Raw genomic sequence first — 21,777 nt, forward strand, 5'->3', positions numbered from 1 at the left:
TGTTGCTCGACCTTTGCCTGACCGATGTTGAACACGCGTATGCGAATTTCCGTTTTGGGTGCCGGTGCCTGGGGCACTGCCCTCGCCAGCCACGCCGCGCAATCGCACGACGTCGTGCTGTGGGGGCGTGACGCGAGCCTGGTCTCGCAAATGGCCGCCACGCACATCAACGCGCCGTATCTGCCGGGCATCGCGTTGCAGGCGTCGTTGCATTTTTCCGCTGATTTGCAGGGCGCGCTCGCTCATGCGGCGGGCGACGACGCGCTTGCCGTCATTGCCTCACCCGTCGCGGGGCTGGTCGATCTCGCGCGCACGATTGCCGCGCACGGCGGTGTGCGCAACCTGATCTGGCTATGCAAGGGTTTCGACCCCGAGACCAGCGCGCTGCCGCACGCCATCGTGGCCGATGTGCTGAAGGCGTCGGGCCGTACCGACCTCGCCGTCGGTGTGCTGTCGGGGCCGAGTTTCGCCAAGGAAGTCGCGCAGGGTTTGCCGTGCGCCATGACGGTCGCTTCGACCAGTGCGGCACTGTGCAAGCTGACACAGCGCGGTTTTCACCATCACGCGATGCGCGTGTACGCCAGCGACGACCTCGTCGGTGTGGAAGTGGGCGGTGCCGTCAAAAACGTCCTGGCCATTGCGACAGGCGCGGCAGACGGGCTGGGCCTCGGGTTGAACGCACGCGCCGCACTGGTCACGCGCGGGCTGGCAGAGATGACGCGCCTCGGCTTGGCGCTGGGCGGTCGGCCGGAAACCTTCATGGGGCTGACCGGCATGGGTGATCTGCTGCTGACCGCCACCGGTGATCTGTCCCGCAACCGCACGGTCGGGATGCAGCTTGCGCAGGGCCGCACGCTCGACGACATCCTGCACAGCCTCGGTCACGTCGCCGAAGGCGTGCGTTGCGCGCGTGCTGTGGCGGCGCTCGCGCGCGCCAAGGGCGTGGACATGCCGATCACCTTCACCGTCTGCGAAGTCCTGTTCGAAGGGCTTCCTGCTGCGAAAGCGGTGGAACGTCTGCTACAGCGCGACGCCAAATCCGAATCGGCGCGTTAATCGCGCTCCAATGAAAGGTAGCACCGCCTCAGGCGCCACCCGCGAACCCGTTCTGCCGCCAAGCTTCGAACACGACCACCGCCACGGTGTTCGATAGATTCAGGCTGCGGTTGTCCGGCCGCATCGGCAGGCGAATCCGCTGCGTAGCAGGAAACCACTCGCGCCGCTCCTCCGACAATCCGCGCGTTTCCGACCCGAAGACAAACCAGTCGCCCGGCTGGAACGCCATGCTCGCAAACGGCGTCGAGCCGCGCGTGGTGAGCGCAAACATGCGCGCGGGATCGGGCTGGGCATCGCGCAGGAAGGCGTCCCAATCGGCGTGGACGCGCATCGTCGCGTACTCGTGGTAATCGAGGCCGGCGCGGCGCATGCGGGCGTCTTCAAGCGGAAAACCCAACGGTTCGACCAGATGCAGTTGCGCGCCCGTATTGGCGCACAGGCGGATCACATTGCCCGTATTGGGCGGGATTTCGGGTTCGACAAGGACGACGTTGAACATGACCGGGCGGCAGGAGGAATTTCGGCGGCGAGCTTATCCACATTGAGAAGGGTTGTCACCCCGCCACAGCTTGGCACAAACGGCGCGACACAATGTCGCATAAGCACGTGATCAGGGCGTGCGCAAGGCGACAACGTTGGTGATGCGGTCCGCTCCGGCGCGTTTGAGCTGCGTGGCAATCTCGGCGAGGGTTGTACCTGTGGTCATCACATCGTCGACCACCCCGACGTGACGCCCCGCGATGCGCGCCGGCTCGGCGACAACAAATGCCCCGTGCAGGTTGGCCTGCCGCTCGGCACGATCCAGTGTGGCTTGCGCGACGTTATCGCGCACACGATGCAGGGCCCCGGCGTGGGCCGGAATGTCCAATCGGCGCGCCAGCCGGCGGGCAATCTCCCACGCCTGGTTGTAACCGCGTGAGCGCAGCCGGGCGGGTGAGAGCGGCACCGGCAACAGCACGTCCGGCAAATCCCCCGGAGCTGCGGCGATCGCGTTGCCCAATTGTGCAGCCAGCCAATCTGCCAATGGCAATTGCGCCCGAAATTTCAACCCGGTGACAAGGTGGTCGAGCGGCCAGGCGTAGTCGGCAATGACGATGGTCGCCTCAAAGTCGGGCGCGCCGGCCAGGCAGGCGCGGCAATGCTGGCCGACGTGGGGAGGCTCCAGCGCAATGGCGCATTGGACGCAACGCCGCCTGTACAGATGCGGGGCCAAATCGGACGCGCAGCCGCTGCACACCAGGTCGCCTTGAACCGCGCCGCAAAGCGCGCAGGCGCACGGCAGCAAGTGGCGCAGTCCGGCTCGAAACCATGCCGATAACGCGTGTTTATGCATGCAAAAAGCCGATATCGAAGCCGATTTGGGGCTTCTGCGCTATCAGACGGCGCCTCGAACGGTGGGCCGGTATACTTGGCCATCGCAGTGTTCCGCCCCGCCTTGTCGATGTCTGATCCCCTCCTTGCTCGCCCTGCCGCCTTGCGGCGCGCCTTCGATCGCCGCGCCGCGCGTTTCGCCGACGTGGATTTTTTGCTGCGCGAAGTGGGCAGTCGCATGCAGGACCGGCTCTCCTATATCAAGGCCACCCCTGCGCGCGCGCTGGATTTGGGCTGCGGCCTGGGACAAGGCTTGGCGGTACTGCGCGCGCAATATCCGGATGCGCAGATCTGCGGCGTCGACTGGTCGTCCGCCATGGTGGCCCAGGCGCAGAAACTCGACCCGCAGCGCACCGACGCCGGATGGCTCGGCAGACTGCTCAAGAAGCGACCGGTCTTTGATTTCGCCCAGGCGGACTTCCGAGCGCTGCCCTTTGCCGGCGCATCGTTCGACCTGCTGTGGTCGAATCTCGCGCTGCACTGGGACCCGGCGCCGCACGCCATCTTCCCGGAATGGCACCGCATCACCACGGAAGGCGGCCTGCTGATGTTCAGCCTGTTCGGTCCCGATACCTTGCGCGAGCTGCGAAGCGCCCTAGCCGGGATCGACGCGGGCGTCCATACGCTGCGCTTTGTCGACATGCATGACATTGGCGACATGCTGGTGCACAGCCGCTGGTCCACGCCCGTCATGGACATGGAGCAGATCACCATCACCTACGAAACGCCCCAGGCGTTGCTGGCCGATGTGCATTTGCTCGGCGGCATGGCCGGCTTGACGGACGAAGCCGGCCGCAGCCTCGCCGGCCCCGGTCTGCACACGCCCCGCTGGCGCCAGCGGCTATTCGACGCACTTGATGCGCAGCGCAATCCCGACGGCGTGATTCCACTCACCTTCGAAATCGTTTACGGCCATGCCTGGAAGCTTGCGCCGCCCCAGCGACAGGCGCTGGCCGACCAGGGCAGGGCGATGATCCCCATCGATCAGATCGGTCGCAAACCGCGCGCCTGAAGCGCTTTTAGTGCGGGAACGGCATTGGCTCCGCATTGTCAAGCCGGGACTTGCATAAAGGCGCTTTGCCTTGTTCGGGGTCAATCGCGGCCATATAATGCGCCAGTTTGTCGCAGCAGTCCCCCAAAGGCCTATCCCGTTTTTTTGCCACGGGCGAACCGTTCGGGTATGCATCCGAGGCAGGAGTGGTTCAATGCACGACATTGAAACTGCGCTCCACCCAGCATGCGGCGTCCACATCTCGGAAGCGCCGCGCAAGAACTGGCTCATGAAGCGAAACTGCTCGCTTTCAACCCGCCAGATGGGCTGGTCCATCCCCTTGGTCGTCATTTCCCCGATCGTGATCGCTTGGTTTTCTGCGTGGCAACGCGCGTGACTGGTGCCGCCTGATGCGGGGCTGGAGGTCGCGATTCTCGGATGGGCATTGCTGTACTATGCCCGCCACGCCTCCGATTACGTGCAAGTCAGGCTGGAGATGGCAGGCGCGTGATCTGGCAGGTCAGTCTGGCGGCGCAAGCTTGCGGACGAGCTTTCCCGGTGTTTGGGACACGGGCAACCAACCCAGGTCTCATGAGCCGCGCACCGGGGCAGAGTGGAATCTGTCAATTGGGTAGATAAAAAATGAAAATGTTGAATAAGACATTGGCAAGTTTGCTGGCGGCAGGCTCTCTCCTAGCCCTCAGTCAAACGGCTCTGGCAGTGGAAGACATGCCGGGCGGCCCCGCAGTGCGGCAACTCAATCTCGCGCCACCGGTCACCAAGATCGCTGCCGAGATCCATTGGCTGCACTGGATGATGCTGATCATCTGTATCGTGATCTTCATCGGTGTGTTCGGGGTGATGTTCTACTCCATTTTCAAGCACCGTAAGTCGGTCGGCCACAAACCGGCGACGTTCCACGAAAGCACCACGGTTGAAATCATCTGGACCATCGTGCCGTTCCTGATCGTGATCGGGATGGCACTGCCGGCTACCAAGGCCGTGGTCGCCATGAAGGACACCACCAATTCCGACCTCACCATCAAAGCCACCGGCTACCAGTGGAAGTGGGGTTACGACTATCTGAAGGGCGAAGGCGAGGGCATCTCGTTCCTCTCCACGCTCACCACGCCGCGTGACCAGATCAACAACCAGGCGCCCAAGTCGAACACGTACCTGATCGAAGTCGACAACGAGCTGGTCGTACCGGTCAACCGCAAGGTGCGCATCGTCACCACCGCCAACGATGTGATCCACTCGTGGATGATCCCGGCGTTTGGCGTGAAGCAGGATGCGATTCCGGGCTTTGTGCGCGACGCCTGGTTCAAGGCAGAGAAGGTGGGCGTCTATCGCGGGCAGTGCGCCGAGCTTTGCGGCAAGGAACACGCCTTCATGCCGATCGTCGTGCGCGTGCTCTCGCAGGACGACTACTCCAAGTGGGTCGACGGCAAGAAAAAGGAAATCGCCGCGAAGGCCGATGACCCGAACAAGACGTACACGCTGGAAGAGCTGAAGTCGCGCGGCGAGAAGGTCTACACCGCCAACTGCGCGGTCTGCCACCAGCCGAACGGCAAGGGCGGTGGGCCGTTCCCGGCGCTGGATGGTTCGAAGATCGCCAACGGCCCGCTGGCCGACCACGTTGGCATCGTGCTGCACGGCAAGGGCGCCATGCCGCCCTGGGCTTCGGCGCTGAACGATGTCGAAATCGCTGCCGTCGTAACCTACGAGCGCAACAACTGGGGCAACCATACCGGTGACCTGCTGCAGCCGACGCAAGTGAAGGATGCGCGCGGCGGCAAGATGCCCGAAGGCGCCGCCAAGACCGCTGCAACTGAATCCGCCGGTAAGGTGGCGTCCAAACAAGCGAATGCGGCCGAAGACCGCAACGCTGGCTGATTGATCGTCTGCGTGACGAACCGAACCTAGGAGTTCCTCGATGAGCACCGCTGTTACGCACCCGCAAGATCACGCGCACGGTCATGGAGACGACCACGCGCACGACCATCCGCACGGCTGGCGCCGTTGGCTGTTCGCGACCAACCACAAGGACATCGGTACGCTGTACCTGCTGTTCTCGTTCATGATGCTGCTCTCAGGCGGCACGCTGGCCCTGCTGATCCGCCTTGAGCTGTTCCAGCCCGGCCTGCAGTTCTTCCATCCGGAATTGTTCAACCAGTTCACCACGCTGCACGGCCTGATCATGGTGTTCGGCGCCATCATGCCGGCCTTCGTGGGCTTCGCGAACTGGATGATCCCGCTGCAGGTGGGTGCGTCCGACATGGCCTTCGCGCGGATGAACAACTTCAGCTTCTGGCTGCTGCCGCCTGCGGCACTGCTGCTGGTGGGCTCGTTCTTCGCACCGGGCGGCGCCACGGCGGCCGGCTGGACGCTCTACGCGCCGCTGTCGGTGCAGATGGGTCCCGGCATGGACATGGCGATTTTCGCAGTCCACATCATGGGCGCATCGTCGATCATGGGTGCGATCAACATCATCGTGACCATCCTGAACATGCGCGCGCCCGGCATGACGCTGATGAAGATGCCGATGTTCTGCTGGACGTGGCTGATCACAGCGTACCTGCTGATCGCCGTGATGCCGGTGCTGGCAGGGGCGATCACCATGGTGCTAACCGACCGCCACTTCGGCACGAGCTTCTTCTCCGCCGCAGGCGGCGGTGATCCGGTGATGTACCAGCACATCTTCTGGTTCTTCGGACACCCCGAGGTGTACATCATGATCTTGCCGGCGTTCGGCATCATCAGCCAGATCGTGCCGGCCTTCGCGCGCAAGCCCCTGTTCGGCTACAGCTCGATGGTGTACGCCACGGCGTCGATCGCCATCCTGTCGTTCATCGTGTGGGCGCACCACATGTTCACGACCGGCATGCCCGTCACGGGTCAGCTGTTCTTCATGTACGCGACGATGCTGATCGCGGTGCCGACCGGTGTGAAGATCTTCAACTGGGTGGCCACGATGTGGCGCGGCTCGATGACGTTCGAGACGCCGATGCTGTTTGCCATTGGCTTCATCTTCGTGTTCACGGTGGGCGGCTTCACGGGCCTGATCCTGGCTGTAGCCCCGATCGACATCCAACTGCAGGACACCTATTACGTGGTGGCGCACTTCCACTACGTACTGGTGGCCGGCTCGCTGTTCGCGCTGTTCGCCGGCTTCTACTACTGGGGTCCGAAGTGGTCGGGCTACATGTACAGCGAGACGCGCGGCAAGATCCACTTCTGGGGTTCGATGATCACCTTCAACCTCACGTTCTTCCCGATGCACTTCCTGGGCCTCGCCGGCATGCCGCGCCGCTATGCGGATTACCCGCAGCAGTTCGCCGATTTCAACGCCGTCGCGTCGATCGGTGCACTGGGTTTCGGTTTGATGCAGGTGTATTTCTTCTTCTTCGTGGTGCTGCCGTCGTACCGCGGGGGCGAGAAGGCCGCCGACAAGCCGTGGGATGGCGCGGAAGGCCTGGAGTGGACCGTGCCGTCGCCGGCACCGTTCCACACCTTTGAAGAACCGCCGCACGTGAAGTAATGCAGGTGTCGCGGGGCCGGCTGCCGATTCTGACGCCAGCTCCGCGATCCTCCGGACAACGATGTCGAATCCAGAAAAAAGCCCAACGCCCGAGCAACGCGCTGCCAACCGTCGCCTCGGATTCATCCTCGGCACGATTGCGCTGGTTTTCTTTCTGGGTGTGATTTTCAAGCGCGTGGTGTTCGGCGGCTAGCCGGGCAAGCGACGCGCTGGTCGCTGAACCGAGATTTCGCGAGACCTCTATGAGCCACACACCGGCGCAGCCGGATCCGACCCAAAACGACAAAGCGCTGGAGCGCGGTCTGAACCGCTCGATGCTCGGCAAGCTGGCCGTGGTGGTCGTGATCATGTTCGGCTTCGGCTACGCGATGGTGCCGCTGTACAAGAAGATCTGCGAGATCACCAACATCAACGTGCTGAACACGCGTGATGAGGACGGCGGTGCGCTGCGCAACTCGCAGGTCGACAAGACGCGCACCGTCACGGTGGAATTCGATTCGAACAGCCAGGGGCCGTTCCGCTTCCGCCCGGTCAAGAACAGCATGGATGTGCACCCCGGCGAGATCAGCCAGATCGTCTACGAGGTGGTGAACAAGGAGGGGCGTACGGTCGAGGCCCAGGCCATCCCGAGCTACGCGCCCAAGCAGGCAACCGAGTTCTTCAAGAAAATCGAGTGCTTCTGTTTCAAGCAGCAGACGCTGACGGCCAACGAGTCACGCGAGATGCCGGTGGTGTTTGTGATCGATCCGGATCTTCCCAAGGACGTGAAGACGATCACTCTGTCCTACACTTTCTTTGAAATCCACGCACCGTCGGTCATTGCGCCGGCGATGCCGAACAAGGGAACGTGAGGACATGGACGACCTGAAGGAAGCGACCAAGCGGCGCGCATCATTCGCACAGACCATGAAGGCGGTGTTCTGGTCCTTCTTCGGGGTGCGCAAAGGCCGCGACCACGACCGTGACATGGCGCAGTTGAATCCAGTGCACGTGATCGTGGCGGGCATTCTGGCGGCGGTCATCTTTGTGGTTGTGTTGTTGCTGATCGTGCGAGCCGTGGTCGGTTAAGTTGAGGATCGAGCAGGTTGAGGAGACGGCCCCGCAGCATGGGCCGGGCAATATCGAGTGGATTCTTAAAAAAATAGAGCTGGAGAAAAAGAGATGAGTGCGAATCGAGCAAACGCTCCGTACTACTTCGTGCCCGGGCCCTCGCGGCATCCGATTACGGCAAGCCTCGGCCTGCTGATCGTGCTGTTGAGCTCCGCTGCATGGGTGAATGCCCAGCCGTGGGCCCCGTGGACGTTCCTGGTCGGCCTGCTGTGGTTCCTCTTTGTGCTGCGCGCGTGGTTTGCGGACGCCATCTCCGAATCCGAGACCGGCAAGTACGGCGACCGCGTGGATGCCTCGTTCCGCTGGTCGATGAGCTGGTTCATCTTCTCGGAAGTGATGTTCTTCGCGGCGTTCTTCGGCGCGCTGTTCTATGCCCGAACGATCGCCATGCCGTGGCTGGGCGATCTGAACAACAAGCTGCTGTGGCCCGACTTCAACGCGCTGTGGCCGAACGCCGGACCGGCCGGCACGGTAGCGCCCTTTACAACGATGGGGCCATGGCCGATCCCGACGATCAACACGGCGCTGCTGCTGACGTCAGGTGTGACGCTCACGTGGGCACACCATGCGCTGCGTGAGGGCAAGCGCGCGCAGGTCATTCAGGGCTTGCTGCTGACGATTCTCCTGGGCTTCACGTTCATGGGCTTCCAGGCGTTCGAGTACATCCACGCCTATCACGAACTGAACCTGAAGCTGACCTCGGGCATCTACGGTTCGACGTTCTTCCTGCTGACGGGCTTCCACGGCTTCCACGTGACCATGGGCGCCATCATGCTGTCAGTGGTGCTGGGGCGTGTGATCAAGGGCCACTTCACGCCGGAACATCACTTCGCTTTTGAAGGCGCTGCGTGGTACTGGCACTTCGTGGACGTGGTGTGGCTCGGCTTGTACGTGGTGGTGTACTGGCTGTAAGACAGCACCGGATTGGGGCGGCAAAGCGTCGCTCCCCGACCTGGCCAACGGCCGGCGACGACAATGCCGCAGACGGGACACCGCTGCGGCGTTTTCGCTTTTCTGGACTGACTGAATTGACTCGGGCTATTGGCCGAAGCGGATGCCGGTACTGTGGATCCACCCCAGCCGGTTCGCGACGAGGATGAAGATGAACAGCGCGATCGAGAAACCGACGCGGAACATCAACGAGCGAACGGTGCGGTTGCTGTGGCCCTTGTCGCGCATCAGGAAGAACAGCGCGGAGGCAAGGCTGCCGAGGATCAGCAGAAACGCAATGGCAACGACGATGCGCATGGGGGGCTGCCGGTTGGGCAATGACGGGATGAAAATGGCTGCCGAGCATTATCGCACCGGGGCCCAGCGATGACCGTGCGCGTGCCGATGCGGCAGTGGTTTGCGCCTGTGCCGATGTTGGCGGGCGTGGCGCTGATTGCCCTGACGTGCTCGCTCGGGCGTTGGCAGCTTTCACGTGCGCAGGAGCGCATCGAGCGCCAGGCCCGCATCATGGCGCTGGAAAATGCACCCGCTCAGCGCATCACCGCGCAGCCCGTGGCGGCAGATTCGGTGATGTACCGACCAGTGTTGCTGCGTGGAACGTTTGACGTGGCGCACACGGTGCTGTTGGAGAATCGCCCACACGTCACCCACGACGTATCGCGCCCGGGTTTCGAGGTGCTTATCCCCCTGAAGCTGGAGGGCGCGGGTGGGCGTGCCGTGCTGGTCGATCGAGGTTGGCTGCCGCGTGATCCGGCAGACCGCACGCGCATCGCGCCGTACACCACGCCGGCTGGCGAAGTGCAGGTCGAAGGGATGGCGGTGCCGCATGCCAGCCGGGTCTTCAGTTTGGGCAGCAAGGCCGGCGCGGATGAAGTCGGCCAGCGACTTAGGCAGAATATCGACCTCGACGCTTTCTCGCGCGAAATCGGCGTGCCGCTGCAACCGTTCGTGGTGCAGCAGCAGTCCGACGTGGAGGACGGCCTGTTGCGCGATTGGCCGCGCCCAGACCTGGGCGCCGAGCGCAATTACGGCTACGCGTTCCAATGGTTTGCGATGTCGGCGGCAGTGCTCGGGCTGATGGTCTTTTACAGCGTGCGGCGTTATCGCCGCTTGGCGGGCCGCTCTGAGCCCGCCTGAACACGAACTTGCGTTGCGGCCTAGTGCCGCAGCTGAATGTATTGGGAATCACATGGTGAATCAGGAATCTGCACCCGGCGCGCCCGGCACACTCGGGGCGTCCGAAGACCCGCGCATCGACGCGCGCACGCGCCGCGGCCGCTTGATGATGCTGTTCCTGCTGCTGGTGTGCGCCTCTCCGGTGATCGCGTCGTACCTTGCGTATTACGTATTCACCCCGGCCGGCGGCAAGGCGGCGTATGGCGCGCTGGTCGATCCGCAGCGCCCTGTTCCGACCGGGCTGATGGTGCAGGACGAGCACGGCGCTGAAGTGCCGCTTGCCAGCCTCAAGGGCAAATGGCTGATGGTGTCCGTGGATGGCAGCGCCTGCGACGACAACTGCGCGCGCAAGCTGTTCACCATGCGCCAGCTGCGCATCGGCCAGGGCCCGGACCGCGACCGCATCGTCCCCGTCTGGCTGGTGACCGACCGGGGGGAGATCGACCCGCGCCTCATCAAGGCTTACAACGACGATTACGGTGCCGTGCGCTTCCTGCGCGCGCCCGATCTGCCTAAGAACTGGCTTGCCGATGGCAAGACGCCGCCCACAGACCACCTCTTCCTGGTCGATCCGCTCGGCAACCTGATGATGCAGTTCCCGAAAGATCCGGATCCGAAGAAGGTGCGCGCAGACATGACGCGGCTCTTGAAGTATTCGCGCATCGGATAAGCCATGCTGCTGCAACTTGCTTCCATTGGCATCCTGATCGCGCTGATCCCGCTGTGCTACGTGCTGGTCAAAGGGGATCGCAACAAGTACCGCAAGCTGGTGTGGATCACCGCTTTCCTCACGCTGGACTTGATCATGTTCGGCAGCTTCACGCGTCTGACGGATTCAGGCCTCGGGTGCCCGGATTGGCCGGGCTGCTACGGCACCTCCAACCCGTTCCACGCCCGTGACGACATCCATGCCGCACAGGCCGCCATGCCGAGCGGCCCCGTCACGTGGATGAAAGCATGGATCGAGATGACGCATCGCTACTTCGCGCTTGCGTTGGGCGTGCTGATCATCACGCTGGTGGTGCTGGCGTGGGTCAAGCGCAAGGAACTGAAGCAGTCGCCCTGGTATGCAACGGCGGTGCTGGCGCTGGTGTGTGTGCAAGGCGCCTTTGGCGCGTGGACGGTCACGCTCAAGCTGCAGCCGGCCATCGTGGTGACGCACTTGCTGCTCGGCATGTCGTTGCTCGCCGCGCTGATCTGGCTCGGCTGCAAGAACGACGCGCCGCGTGCGGTCGATGAGCGCGGCGCCTCGTTGCGCACGGCGGCGGCCATCGGGCTCGTGCTGCTCGTTGTGCAGATTGCCCTGGGTGGCTGGGTCAGCACGAACTACGCTGTGCTGGCCTGTACCGATTTTCCGCTGTGCAACGGCCAGTGGGTTCCGCCGATGGACTTTGCACACGGCTTCACATTCTGGCGCCAGCTCGGTAAGACCGCCGGCGGCGATTTCATCTCGCACGAAGCGCTGGTCGCCATCCATTGGACGCACCGCGTGTTTGCGGTCGTCGTGCTGAGCTACCTGGCATGGCTTGGCGTACGCGCACGTCGCATCCACGGCATCGGCCGTGTCGCGACGGTGCTGCTCGTTGTGCTGGCCGTGCAATTGGCGACCGGGCTTTCGAACATCGTGCTGGGGTGGCCGCTGCTGGCCGCCGTGGCGCACAACGGCGGCGCGGCCGTGCTGCTGTTGCTGATGGTGCGTCTGCATTACCTGATCGGGCTCGCGCACGCGCGGGCGCCGATGCCTGTGGCGGCTGCCGTCGTCTGAATGCCGTCTGACCGTTTTTTATGAATACCGTGGCAACCCCAACAACTTCCACTCAACTTCCTGGCTGGCGAACGACCGCATCGCAGTATGCGGCGCTGACCAAGCCGCGCGTCACGCAGCTTGCCGTGTTCTGCGCCGTGATCGGTATGTTCCTGGCCACGCCGGGCATGGTGCCGTGGCCGGTGCTGATCGGCGGCGCGGTCGGCATCTGGCTGTTTGCCGGCGCTGCCTTTGCCATCAACTGCCTGGTCGAGCGCAAGATCGACGCAATGATGCGCCGGACGGCCTGGCGCCCTTCCGCCAGCGGCGAGTTGGGCACGCGGCAGATCCTGGTGTTCTCGGTGGTACTTGGTGGTGCGGGCATGTGGACGCTGCACGTATTCGCCAACGACCTGACGATGTGGCTGACGTTCGCGACCTTCATCGGCTACGCGATCATCTACACACTGCTGCTCAAGCCCGCCACGCCACAGAACATCGTGATCGGCGGTTTGTCGGGCGCGATGCCTCCGGCGCTGGGCTGGGCGGCCGTGGCCAACAGCGTGCCGGCCGAGGCGTGGATCCTGGTGCTCATCATCTTTACCTGGACGCCGCCGCACTTCTGGGCACTCGCGCTGTACCGCCGCGCTGACTACGCAAAGTCCGGCCTGCCGATGCTGCCGATCACGCACGGCGAGAAATACACGCTGCTGCATATCCTGCTGTACACGCTGGTCATGATCGCCGCGACCATCCTGCCGTTCGTCTACGGCATGAGCGGTTATATCTATCTGGTGACAGCGCTGGTGCTCGGCTTCGGCTTCCTCTCGTACGCCTGGCGCATGTACCGCAAGTACTCCGACGCGCTGGCACAGAAGACTTTCCGCTACTCCATCATCTACCTGTCGATCCTGTTTGCCGCGCTGCTGGTGGACCATTACTTCAAGTTCGGCCCGGCGCTTACGCAAAGCGCGGCGCTGTGACGCACAGGGGCGCCAGCAGGCATGTGCCGTTGGCGTTACGCTAGGCGGTCTGTTTCCAACACGATGACCATGCTCTCTTTCCGACACTTCCGCGCCGCGCTGTTCGCCATGCTGGCCGTCTCCGTGCTGGCGCTCGCGGCGTGCAGCGACAAGCCCGCCTTCAAGAACCTCGACATTACCGGGTCCAAGAGCTTCGGGACCGATTTCTCACTGACCGACCACACCGGCAAGCGTCGCACCCTCCAGGATTTCCGCGGCAAGGTCGTGGTCATGTTCTTCGGTTACACGCATTGCCCCGATGTCTGCCCAACCACGCTGGCTGAGTTGCGTGCCGTGATGGAGACCCTCGGCAAGGATGCCGACCGCGTCCAGGTGCTGTTCGTCACCGTCGACCCGGAGCGCGACACGCAAGACCTGCTGGCCAAGTACGTGCCCGCATTCGATCCGCGCTTCATCGGCCTGCGTCCGGCAAACGACGCTGAGCTGAAAAAGGTCGCGTCGGACTTCAAGGTGTTTTACAGCAAGGTGCCGGGCAGTTCGCCCGACACCTACACCATGGACCACACCGCCGGCAGCTACATGTTTGATCCAAAGGGCAACCTGCGCTTGTTCATCAAGCACGGCCAGGGGCCTGAGCCGATTGCACACGATATCAAGCAACTGCTGGCCGACTGATCTCCGGCTGCCGCCCAAAGAAAAAGCCCGCCAACCTGGCGGGCTTTTTTATGGCGAGGCGGGCAACTTAGGCGAAAGCCTGCAGCGCACCCTTCATTTTCTTCATCGCGGCCGATTCGATCTGGCGGATGCGCTCGGCCGAGACGCCAAACTCGTCTGCCAGCTCGTGCAGCGTCGAGCCACCCGATCCATCATCGTTCACGTTCAGCCAGCGGGCTTCGATGATGCGGCGGCTACGGTCATCCAGCTTGGCGAGGGCGGCTTCAATGCCCTCGCTTTGCATGCGGTCGTTGCTGCGCGCTTCGATCACGCGGGTCGGCTCGTTGTGCGTATCGGCCAGGTAGGCGATGGGGGCGTACGATTCTTCGCCGTCGTCCATCTGGCCTTCCAGCGCAATGTCGCCGCCCGAGAGACGCGTTTCCATCTCGCGCACTTCCGTGCCCTTGACGTTGAGTTCGGCCGCTACCGCATCGATCTCGTCCGACGTGAAGGTCGCCTGCGCATCCTGCTTGTGGCTGCGCAGGTTGAAGAACAGCTTGCGTTGGGCCTTGGTGGTGGCCACCTTCACCATGCGCCAGTTCTTCAAGATGTACTCGTGCATCTCGGCCTTGATCCAGTGCATCGCGTACGAAACCAGACGCACGCCCTGATCGGGATCGAAGCGCTTGACGGCTTTCATCAGGCCGATGTTGCCTTCCTGGATCAGGTCGGCATGCGGCAGGCCGTAGCCCAGGTAGCCGCGCGCAATCGATACGACCAGACGAAGGTGCGAGAGCACCAAGCGGCGGGCGGCATCAAGATTGTCGTTGTCGCGGTATTCGCGGGCCAGGCGTTGTTCTTCTTCAGCCGACAGCATTGGCACACGGTTGACGCTCTGGATATAAGCGTCGATGTTGCCCAGGTTGCCGGGGAACGCCAGCGCCCATCCATTGCCGGCGTTGCCGGACGGCTGGGTGGCGATTGCGGAAACGGTATTCACGGGGATGACTGCGTTCACTCAGGACTCCTGTCGAAATCCAGTGGAGGTTTAGAAAGGCATCTTAGCACTCCGACCGGAAGAGTGCTAATAGGACATTTTTGCCTGTTTGATAGTTCCCGTAAATCGGCAAGCTTAGTTCATAGCGTGATGTTTGCGCCGCAGCAATATGAGCAGCGCGCTCATTCATAGACCGTCACTGACGGCATCGGTTCTCGACTACGCCGCCGTGTTTCGACCGCGCGACTTGGCCCAGTAAAGTGCGCGATCCGCTTCCCGCAAAGCGGTGTCGGGTTCACGTACTTCGGGGGCGGGACACGCGACACCGACGCTCGTCGTGACGTGCAGGATCGTGTCGCCCCGCAGGGTGATGGGCGGGCGGATTGCACCGACGATTTTCTGTGCCGTGTGCAGCGCATCATCCGGGGCGTCGATGGGGTCCAGCAGGATGATGAATTCGTCACCCGCGAGGCGGGCCACGGTGTCGGTGCGGCGCACGGCGCGTTGAAGGCGGTGGGCGACTTCCACCAGCACTGCATCGCCGGCGGCGTGGCCGTAGGTGTCGTTGATGTGCTTGAAGTGGTCGACGTCCAGGTACAGCACCCCCAACGGCGCAGGCAGCCGCTGACGGCGCTCCAGCGCTGCGCGCAGCCGCTCGTACAGCTCATAACGGTTGGGCAGGCCCGTCAGCGCATCAAAGCGCGCCATGCGGGAAAGCTCCATCTCGCTGCGCTTGGCTTCGGTCACGTCCTGCACGAATGCGTAGAAGCCGCAGCGGCCGTCCTGCGCTTCTCCGGCATCGGGGACGAGCTGACCTCGGAAGTGGCGTGTGCGGCTGCGCAGACCGCTGGCAGACGGTTTTTCGTACCACGGCGCGGTGATCTCGAATTGGACCGATTCTCCTTGCTGCGCGCGCGCGAGATACGGCGCGAGCAGCGCGTACGTGCTCGGCGTGAAGACCCGTTCCGGCGTCTGGCCACAGACTTCCTCCGGGGTGCGCTGCAGCCAACGTGCGTGCGTGACGTTGCAGAACGTGAAGACGCCATCCGGGTTGATGTGCGAGACCAGCAGCGGCGCGTTGTCGAGCACCAGCTTGAGCGCCCGTTCACTGCGCGCCAGAGCCAGCTCGGCAGTGGTGCGGGCCGTCAGATCCTGCAGCACGGAGAAATAGCCCCGCAGCGTGCCGCGATCGTCGTAGTCAGGAAAGTAATGACCGCTCAGGTAGCGGGGCACGCCTGTGCGCATCGACTGGATCTCGAATTGCACCGGGTACCCGGCCAGCACCTCGGTCATGTAAGGCAGCAGCGCGCGATAGTCCTCGGGGGCGTAGATGTCGCGCACGTGGTGATCGAGCATCTCGTCCTCGCGGCGGCCGAAGGCTTCGAGCAGGGTGCGGCTGGCAAAGCGCACGATGCCGTCGGGGTCGACATAGCTGAGCTGCGCCGGCACGTTGTCGGCCACCAGGCGCAGTTGTTCGCGGCTGGCGCGCAGGGCGTCGCGGCGGCGCTCGAGGCTTTCGTTGGCGGTGCGCAGCGCCCGTTCGGACGCGGCCAGCCGATTGGCGAACGGACGCACCGTCAAACGGATCACCAGCACGCTGCCGATCATCAGGCACAGCATGAAGGCCGCCAGCCGCTCGAACTGCACGCGCATGGGTGCGTACAACTCGGCGCAGGCGATCTTGCTGATCAGCGCCAGGCCCGTATGGCCGATCGGCGTGTAGCTGAACGACGTCGGCATGCCGTGGATGTCCTGCCATTGGCCGTAACCTGCCTCGCCCGCCAGCGCAAGGCGCGACGGCAGTGGTCGGCGGTCGACCGTAAGCGCCGGCAGCGGAAATACGTACGCATCGAAGCGCTGCGGAAACGACATGGCGCGGCCGCGTGCATCAAAGCCCGACATTGCCAGCGTTTCGGTCTTTCCGATGCCGCGTTCGCTGGCGTAGCGCGCGGTCATGTGGGCAAGCGGTTGCTCTGCGACCAACCAGCCGATCTGCATGCCGTCTGCCATGACAGGCGTTTCCGTGCGCATGGCGAATCCGTGTACCCATTGCAGCGTGACGCGCTCAGGCGCGAGGCCGGCGTGCAGCGGAATCGACAGCTCCGGCTTAAGCGTTTGCATGCCGAGACTGACGATGCCCTCGCCCGCCAGCGTACGCAGTTGCAGGTACGAGTAGCCCTGTTCCCGATACGCCTGCAGTGCGCTCGCGCCGCGCAGGCGCGCTGCGTTGTCGGCCGGATGCCGCAGCACCTCCTGGATGTGCGTGGCGGCGGCCACCAGACGGGGGCTCTCGGCGCGCATGGCCAGCAGCTGATCGAACTCTTCTGCGTAGCTGGAGAGCGCCCGCGTCCGCGTGGTGCCGAATGTCAGGCTGACGCTGTCCACCTGGATGATGAATGCCGTGATGGTGGCGCCCAGGCCCGCAAGCAACACGCAGCCGCCGCTGATCCACACGATGGTGTCTTCCGGCGACAGGCGCAGGTGCAACACGCCCGGATGCCGGATCACCGCCACGGACAGCACGCCCGTGACCACCAGCAGCGTGCAGATGGCCGCCACGTCCGAGGCGCGCCACACCAACCACGTCGGGTACAGATACTCCAGCGCCATGGCGCGCCCAAGCAGGTCCCCGGCGCACAGCAGCATCGACAGGCCGACCAGGCCCCAGAACCACCGCGCACGGTGCGGTTTGCGCAACGTCGGCACGAGGCTCAGGGCCGTCGCCGACGCGGCCATCGCCAGCGCGTGGCTGGGGTGCATGCCGCCAATCCATCCGGTCACCCATTGGCGGTCGAGCCAGGCGTGCACGCCTGGAAAGTCCAACCCGATCGGCCATCCCGTGATCATCTCGGCCAGCCGCAGCCCGGCCAGCACCGCCACCACGCCGCCCAGCCCGCGGGCCATCGGATCTGCCCAGCGAATATTTGGCCGTACCGTCCCGACCAGCAGCGCTGTCAGTCCCGCGCCGAGCAGGGTCAGGTTGATCCCCGTGGCGAACACGATCAGCAGCCGATCGGTGCCCAGCTTCACCGCCCACGGCCAATGCCGCAGCCAGCCGACCATCACGGTCAGCCCGACAAGGACGAGGAGGAAGCCGATGCCGCCGGCAATGGCGACAAGCGGCCGGCGAGGAACCATGCAAATAACGCGTAAGCGGGGCGGTTTCTGGGCGAATGTCTTCTAACCGGAAGATCGGCGGAAAACCGCGCCGCTTGAGCGTTTCCACCCAAATGGGCGGGCAGAATTGTCATGTCTGCAATGTCCGGCGACCGCAACGCCGATCAATGCGATGCGCGCCGCACTTTACGCCGGCTCCCGTGACGTCACGCAAGTTGGCTACACTGCCCAGACATTGCAGAAACCGTTACAGGAGCCGTCATGACGATCGTCGTCAGCAAGGACACCGAAGGCCTTTTCCGCCACAAGGTGACGTTCCCCGAAGGCGTCACCTATACCGATGTGCCCAAGCCGACAGGCGAAGGCAGCGCGCCCGACCCCCACGCCTACTTTGACGCGGCCCTGGCGAGCTGCAAGGCGCTCACCGTCACGCTGTATGCGCGCCAGCGCAAGTACCCGCTCGATTCGATCGACGTGGCCGTCGAGCACGACGGCACCCAGGAGCGTCAGGGCCGCTACAAGTTGCGCACGGTGCTGACTCTGCACGGCGACCTGAGCGACGAGCAGCGCGCCGACCTCCTGCGCGTGGCCGGTAAATGCCCCATTCACAAGCTGATGACCGAGGTCGAGATCAGCGTCGACACCGAGCTTGCCGAGCGCGCCTGAGGAGCTTTCACCATGACGTCCATTCAGCACATCATCGGCCCGCACGTGCGGGACCTCGGCGGTTTTTCGGTCAAGCGCGTGCTGCCCTCGGCCGCGCGCCAGACGGTGGGCCCTTTCATCTTCTTCGACCACATGGGCCCGGTTGATTTCGCCCCCGGCGAGGGCATCGACGTGCGTCCGCACCCACACATCGGGCTGGCCACTGTCACGTATCTGTTCGACGGCAGCATGGTTCACCGTGACAGCCTCGGCAGCGTGCAGACCATCACCCCCGGCGACGTGAACTGGATGACGGCCGGCAACGGCATCGTCCACTCCGAGCGTTCTTCCCCGGAAGGGCGCGAAAAGGGCGCGCGCGTGCATGGCATCCAGACCTGGGTGGCGCTGCCGAAGGATCAGGAAAAGGTGGGCGCCAGCTTCGCCCATCACGCGGCAGACACGCTGCCCAAGCTGGAATGCCCGGGCGTGCAGGGCGTTGTCATTGCGGGGGATGCGTTTGGGCTGACGTCGCCGGTGAAGGTGAGTTCGCGCACGCTCTATGTGGCGCTGGAACTCGCGGCCGGTGCATCGCTGGTGATTCCGCCCGAGCATGCAGACCGCGGCCTGTATCTGGTCGAGGGTGCTGTCACCATCGACGGCGAGGCGCTCGACCCGCACCACCTCGCGGTGCTGGAGCCCGGCGGCGACGTGACGCTCACCGCGCAGGTGTCGTCGCGCGTGATGCTGCTGGGCGGTGACCCGACCGACGGCCACCGTCACATCTACTGGAACTTCGTCGCCAGCGATAAGGCCGACATTGAAGACGCCAAGCAGCGCTGGGAGGCCGACGCGTTCGCCCACGTGCCGGGCGAAACGGAGCGCATTCCGCTGCCGTCCAAGTAAGACCGGGCGGTCGATCAGGTAGCCTGCGCCGGTCGTGCACACCGCACGATCGCGCGGACCTGCTTGGCGATCGGCTCCGGCACCGGCTGCTTGCCTTCGAGCACCGCCTCAATCCACCGTGCCGTTGCTGCCACGTCCGTTCCTGCGGGCAGCTCAGGCGGTGCGTCGCTCGAACCTTCCACCGCATCGATCACCGTTTCATGCGCGCCGTCGTGCAGCCACTCCACCGCGCTGCCGCGCCGCGCATCGGCCACCGCCTCGCCCTCGGTGCCACGTGCCAGCAGCACATTGGCCGGATGGCGCAGGAAGTAATCGGTGAGCGTGTCGCGGTATTCCGGGTGCGTGTAGCTGACCAGCCGCAGCGCCTCGTGGGGCGCATGCCCACCAATGGGCTGCAGCATCTTCACCACTGTGTGGGCCGAATTGCGCAGGCCGACGATCTCGCGCTTGTCCAAGAGCGAGGTCAGCTGGGGCGAGAGCACGTCGATCGGCACGAACGCCAGCCGATCGCGCTCCAGCCGCTGACGTGCGTCGTCCATGTGCTCGCAGACAGGCCAGCCGAGCGCTGCGAACAGCGCCGCCGTAGTGATGCGGCCATCGAAGCGGCGGATGCCATGCACCAGCACCGGCACACCTTCGCGCGCCAGCAGCTTCGCCAGCAGCGGCACCAGGTTCGGCTGGCGGCGGGCGCCGTTGTAGCTGGGGATGACGACCGGCAGCGCGTGCTCCGGCGTGTTCGGGGCCGGCAGCGGCCGGCAATGCGCATGCGTGGCTTCCAGCATGCCGTCGAGTTCCTCCGGCGTTTCCCCCTTGATGCGGTAGGCCATGAGGATGGCGCCGAGCTGCACGTCAGAGATGCGGCTTTCCAGCATGGCGGTGAAGAGCGCGCGGGCATCGTGCTTGACCAGCGCTCGGGCGCCGTCTGCGCCGCGGCCGATTTCCTTGATGAAGCGGGCAGCGGGGAAGGGGCCATTGGCGAAGGCGTCTTCAGTCGCGGTGGCGGGGAGGATGGGGGGAGCGGGCATCAGGATGTGGTGGGGGTGTTTGCTTGGGTTTGATCATAGCGCTGGGGTTTGCGCTGGCGCTAGCGTGGGGGTTGGGTTGGTTTTTGTTGGTGGTGCATCCGTTGTTTCATCCCTTGCCGGGGCTGAGTCACTTTCTTTGTCTTGCCAAAGAAAAGTAAGCAAAAGAAAGGCGCGCCCGAGATGGCGACTTCCTCCTTGAATTTCTGTAACCGGGCGGAGAAGAAGGCAAACTCGCTGCGCTCAGACAGGCCTCCTTCTTTTTTCCGCCCGCTTACACAAATTCAAGGCGCCATCTAGGGCAGGAACGTCAACGGCCACACCGTTGGCGTGCCGATGTGAGCGCTGAAACTCGCGCTCAGTGCAGAGCGATGGACGACGAACGACGGACACCGAACGACGGGTTCGGCCTGTAACACGAAGTGGCGCGCTGGCAAAAGATGGTGTGCTTTTCCCTTGCCCTAGATGGCGCCTTGAATTTCTGTCGCAGGGAGGAAAAAGAGGGGAGGCCTGTCTGAGCGAAGCGAGTTTGCCTCCCCTCCCTCCCTGCGACATAAATTCAAGGAGTGGGTCGCCATCTCGGGCGCGCCTTTCTTTGCTTACTTTCTTTGGCAAGACAAAGAAAGTGAGTCGGTCCCGGCAGGGGACGAAACAGAGGCCAACCACCAACCTCAAAACCAACAAGCAAAACACAATAATTCAGGCAGCCTCCGCCACCGGATGCCTCTGCTTCCGATACAGAAAATCCAACACCGCCGTCCGGCAAGCGTGATAAGTCGGATCCTCCGCCAACGCCATCCGATCCCGCGGCCGCGGCAAATCCACCGTCAACACCTCGCCAATCGTCGCCGCCGGCCCATTCGTCATCATCACGATGCGGTCTGCCAACAGCACCGCTTCATCCACATCGTGGGTCACCATCACCACCGTGCTGCCGGTCGCCGCCACGATCTTCAGCAGCTCATCCTGCAGATGCGCGCGCGTGAGCGCATCCAGCGCGCCAAAGGGCTCATCCATCAGCAGCACCTTCGGCTCCATGGACAACGCCCGCGCAATGCCCACGCGCTGCTTCATCCCGCCCGAGATTTCGTGCGGATGCTTCTGTTCGGCATGCGACAAGCCCACCAACGCCAGCGCCGCATGCGTGCGATCACGCAACTGCGCCTTGGTCTCGGTCTTGCCGAAGACGCGCTCGACGGCGAGATACACGTTGTCAAAGCACGTGAGCCACGGCAGCAGCGAATGGTTCTGAAACACCACCGCGCGATCTGGCCCCGGCCCGGCAATCTCCCGCTCGGCCAGAATCAATCCACCCGTGGTCGGCCGCGTGAGGCCGGCAATGAGATTGAGCAACGTCGACTTACCGCACCCCGAGTGCCCGATGAGCGCGATGCACTCACCGCGCGCCACCGTCAGGTCGATATCGCGCAGGGCGACGAACGGGCCGCGCTTGGTCTTGAACGTCTGCCCGACGTTTTCAATGCGCAGGAATTTGTCTGTCATGGCGCTCCCCCTC

General features: G+C 63.9%; 23 protein-coding genes. 16 read left to right on the forward strand and 7 right to left on the reverse strand.

Annotated features, from left to right (window positions below; all coding sequences use genetic code 11):
- Positions 1 to 39 precede the first annotated feature (39 nt).
- The gene (locus N5B55_RS01220; RefSeq protein WP_304538890.1) at positions 40 to 1,056 is read left to right on the forward strand and encodes an NAD(P)H-dependent glycerol-3-phosphate dehydrogenase; all 1,017 of its coding nucleotides are present in this window, start codon (positions 40 to 42) and stop codon (positions 1,054 to 1,056) included.
- 28 nt (positions 1,057 to 1,084) lie between these two features.
- Here the strand turns inward: N5B55_RS01220 and trmL are convergent, their stop codons facing one another.
- Together trmL and N5B55_RS01230 are read right to left on the reverse strand one after the other, a co-directional pair.
- The gene (gene trmL / locus N5B55_RS01225) at positions 1,085 to 1,555 is read right to left on the reverse strand and encodes a tRNA (uridine(34)/cytosine(34)/5-carboxymethylaminomethyluridine(34)-2'-O)-methyltransferase TrmL (RefSeq protein ID WP_304538891.1); all 471 of its coding nucleotides are present in this window, start codon (positions 1,553 to 1,555) and stop codon (positions 1,085 to 1,087) included.
- Positions 1,556 to 1,666: 111 nt separating this feature from the next.
- A complete protein-coding gene (locus N5B55_RS01230; protein ID WP_304538892.1) occupies positions 1,667 to 2,389 on the reverse strand; it encodes a ComF family protein in 723 nt (240 codons plus the stop codon).
- Positions 2,390 to 2,497: 108 nt separating this feature from the next.
- Here N5B55_RS01230 and N5B55_RS01235 point away from each other — a divergent pair, with 108 nt between their 5' ends.
- The 8 genes from N5B55_RS01235 (at position 2,498) to N5B55_RS01270 (ending at position 8,981) form a co-directional block, all read left to right on the forward strand.
- Positions 2,498 to 3,439: a methyltransferase domain-containing protein gene (locus N5B55_RS01235; RefSeq protein WP_304538893.1), complete on the forward strand. Its 942-nt coding sequence runs from the start codon at positions 2,498 to 2,500 to the stop codon at positions 3,437 to 3,439.
- A 193-nt stretch (positions 3,440 to 3,632) separates the two neighbouring features.
- Positions 3,633 to 3,815: a hypothetical protein gene (locus N5B55_RS01240; RefSeq protein ID WP_304538894.1), complete on the forward strand. Its 183-nt coding sequence runs from the start codon at positions 3,633 to 3,635 to the stop codon at positions 3,813 to 3,815.
- A gap of 245 nt (positions 3,816 to 4,060) precedes the next feature.
- Positions 4,061 to 5,314 carry a cytochrome c oxidase subunit II gene (gene coxB, locus N5B55_RS01245; RefSeq protein WP_304538895.1) on the forward strand — a complete coding sequence of 418 codons (1,254 nt, stop codon included), beginning with the start codon at positions 4,061 to 4,063 and terminating at the stop codon, positions 5,312 to 5,314.
- A 40-nt stretch (positions 5,315 to 5,354) separates the two neighbouring features.
- A complete protein-coding gene (gene ctaD / locus N5B55_RS01250; protein ID WP_065858722.1) occupies positions 5,355 to 6,959 on the forward strand; it encodes a cytochrome c oxidase subunit I in 1,605 nt (534 codons plus the stop codon).
- Between the two features lie 61 nt (positions 6,960 to 7,020).
- On the forward strand, positions 7,021 to 7,152 hold the full coding sequence (locus tag N5B55_RS01255) for a cytochrome oxidase small assembly protein (RefSeq protein ID WP_012761055.1): 132 nt from the start codon (positions 7,021 to 7,023) through the stop codon (positions 7,150 to 7,152).
- A 49-nt stretch (positions 7,153 to 7,201) separates the two neighbouring features.
- The gene (locus N5B55_RS01260) at positions 7,202 to 7,810 is read left to right on the forward strand and encodes a cytochrome c oxidase assembly protein (RefSeq protein WP_065858724.1); all 609 of its coding nucleotides are present in this window, start codon (positions 7,202 to 7,204) and stop codon (positions 7,808 to 7,810) included.
- A 4-nt stretch (positions 7,811 to 7,814) separates the two neighbouring features.
- Positions 7,815 to 8,027, forward strand: coding sequence for a DUF2970 domain-containing protein (locus tag N5B55_RS01265; RefSeq protein WP_004633475.1), 213 nt, complete (start codon positions 7,815 to 7,817; stop codon positions 8,025 to 8,027).
- Between the two features lie 93 nt (positions 8,028 to 8,120).
- Positions 8,121 to 8,981 carry a cytochrome c oxidase subunit 3 gene (locus N5B55_RS01270; RefSeq protein ID WP_012761058.1) on the forward strand — a complete coding sequence of 287 codons (861 nt, stop codon included), beginning with the start codon at positions 8,121 to 8,123 and terminating at the stop codon, positions 8,979 to 8,981.
- Between the two features lie 126 nt (positions 8,982 to 9,107).
- On the opposite strand, the gene N5B55_RS01275 is transcribed toward N5B55_RS01270, so the two are convergent.
- Positions 9,108 to 9,317 carry a twin transmembrane helix small protein gene (locus N5B55_RS01275; RefSeq protein ID WP_024976747.1) on the reverse strand — a complete coding sequence of 70 codons (210 nt, stop codon included), beginning with the start codon at positions 9,315 to 9,317 and terminating at the stop codon, positions 9,108 to 9,110.
- A gap of 69 nt (positions 9,318 to 9,386) precedes the next feature.
- Here N5B55_RS01275 and N5B55_RS01280 point away from each other — a divergent pair, with 69 nt between their 5' ends.
- The 5 genes from N5B55_RS01280 (at position 9,387) to N5B55_RS01300 (ending at position 13,598) form a co-directional block, all read left to right on the forward strand.
- Positions 9,387 to 10,157 carry an SURF1 family protein gene (locus tag N5B55_RS01280; protein WP_304538896.1) on the forward strand — a complete coding sequence of 257 codons (771 nt, stop codon included), beginning with the start codon at positions 9,387 to 9,389 and terminating at the stop codon, positions 10,155 to 10,157.
- 52 nt (positions 10,158 to 10,209) lie between these two features.
- Positions 10,210 to 10,866, forward strand: a complete 657-nt coding sequence (locus tag N5B55_RS01285) for an SCO family protein (protein WP_037027863.1) — start codon at positions 10,210 to 10,212, stop codon at positions 10,864 to 10,866.
- 3 nt (positions 10,867 to 10,869) lie between these two features.
- The gene (locus N5B55_RS01290) at positions 10,870 to 11,961 is read left to right on the forward strand and encodes a COX15/CtaA family protein (RefSeq protein ID WP_304538897.1); all 1,092 of its coding nucleotides are present in this window, start codon (positions 10,870 to 10,872) and stop codon (positions 11,959 to 11,961) included.
- Positions 11,962 to 11,981: 20 nt separating this feature from the next.
- Positions 11,982 to 12,923 (forward strand): heme o synthase, encoded by a 942-nt coding sequence (gene cyoE / locus N5B55_RS01295; RefSeq protein ID WP_304538898.1) that lies wholly within the window; start codon positions 11,982 to 11,984, stop codon positions 12,921 to 12,923.
- 69 nt (positions 12,924 to 12,992) lie between these two features.
- On the forward strand, positions 12,993 to 13,598 hold the full coding sequence (locus N5B55_RS01300) for an SCO family protein (protein WP_065858786.1): 606 nt from the start codon (positions 12,993 to 12,995) through the stop codon (positions 13,596 to 13,598).
- 67 nt (positions 13,599 to 13,665) lie between these two features.
- On the opposite strand, the gene rpoH is transcribed toward N5B55_RS01300, so the two are convergent.
- Entirely contained in the window at positions 13,666 to 14,559 is an 894-nt protein-coding gene (gene rpoH / locus N5B55_RS01305) for an RNA polymerase sigma factor RpoH (RefSeq protein ID WP_369812435.1), read from the reverse strand.
- Positions 14,560 to 14,793: 234 nt separating this feature from the next.
- Positions 14,794 to 17,712 (reverse strand): diguanylate cyclase domain-containing protein, encoded by a 2,919-nt coding sequence (locus N5B55_RS01310; protein ID WP_304538899.1) that lies wholly within the window; start codon positions 17,710 to 17,712, stop codon positions 14,794 to 14,796.
- Between the two features lie 240 nt (positions 17,713 to 17,952).
- Here N5B55_RS01310 and N5B55_RS01315 point away from each other — a divergent pair, with 240 nt between their 5' ends.
- Both N5B55_RS01315 and N5B55_RS01320 read left to right on the forward strand, forming a co-directional pair.
- The gene (locus tag N5B55_RS01315; RefSeq protein WP_027678335.1) at positions 17,953 to 18,357 is read left to right on the forward strand and encodes an OsmC family protein; all 405 of its coding nucleotides are present in this window, start codon (positions 17,953 to 17,955) and stop codon (positions 18,355 to 18,357) included.
- Positions 18,358 to 18,369: 12 nt separating this feature from the next.
- A complete protein-coding gene (locus N5B55_RS01320; RefSeq protein ID WP_304538900.1) occupies positions 18,370 to 19,239 on the forward strand; it encodes a pirin family protein in 870 nt (289 codons plus the stop codon).
- Between the two features lie 14 nt (positions 19,240 to 19,253).
- Here N5B55_RS01320 and ybiB read toward each other — a convergent pair whose 3' ends face one another.
- Together ybiB and N5B55_RS01330 are read right to left on the reverse strand one after the other, a co-directional pair.
- A complete protein-coding gene (gene ybiB / locus N5B55_RS01325) occupies positions 19,254 to 20,264 on the reverse strand; it encodes a DNA-binding protein YbiB (protein ID WP_304538901.1) in 1,011 nt (336 codons plus the stop codon).
- Between the two features lie 696 nt (positions 20,265 to 20,960).
- Positions 20,961 to 21,764, reverse strand: a complete 804-nt coding sequence (locus N5B55_RS01330; RefSeq protein WP_304538902.1) for an ABC transporter ATP-binding protein — start codon at positions 21,762 to 21,764, stop codon at positions 20,961 to 20,963.
- Between the last annotated feature and the right edge of the window lie 13 nt (positions 21,765 to 21,777).

Origin of the sequence: Ralstonia pickettii (assembly GCF_030582395.1) — a bacterium.
In the GTDB taxonomy this organism is placed as follows: Bacteria; Pseudomonadota; Gammaproteobacteria; order Burkholderiales; family Burkholderiaceae; genus Ralstonia; species Ralstonia pickettii_D.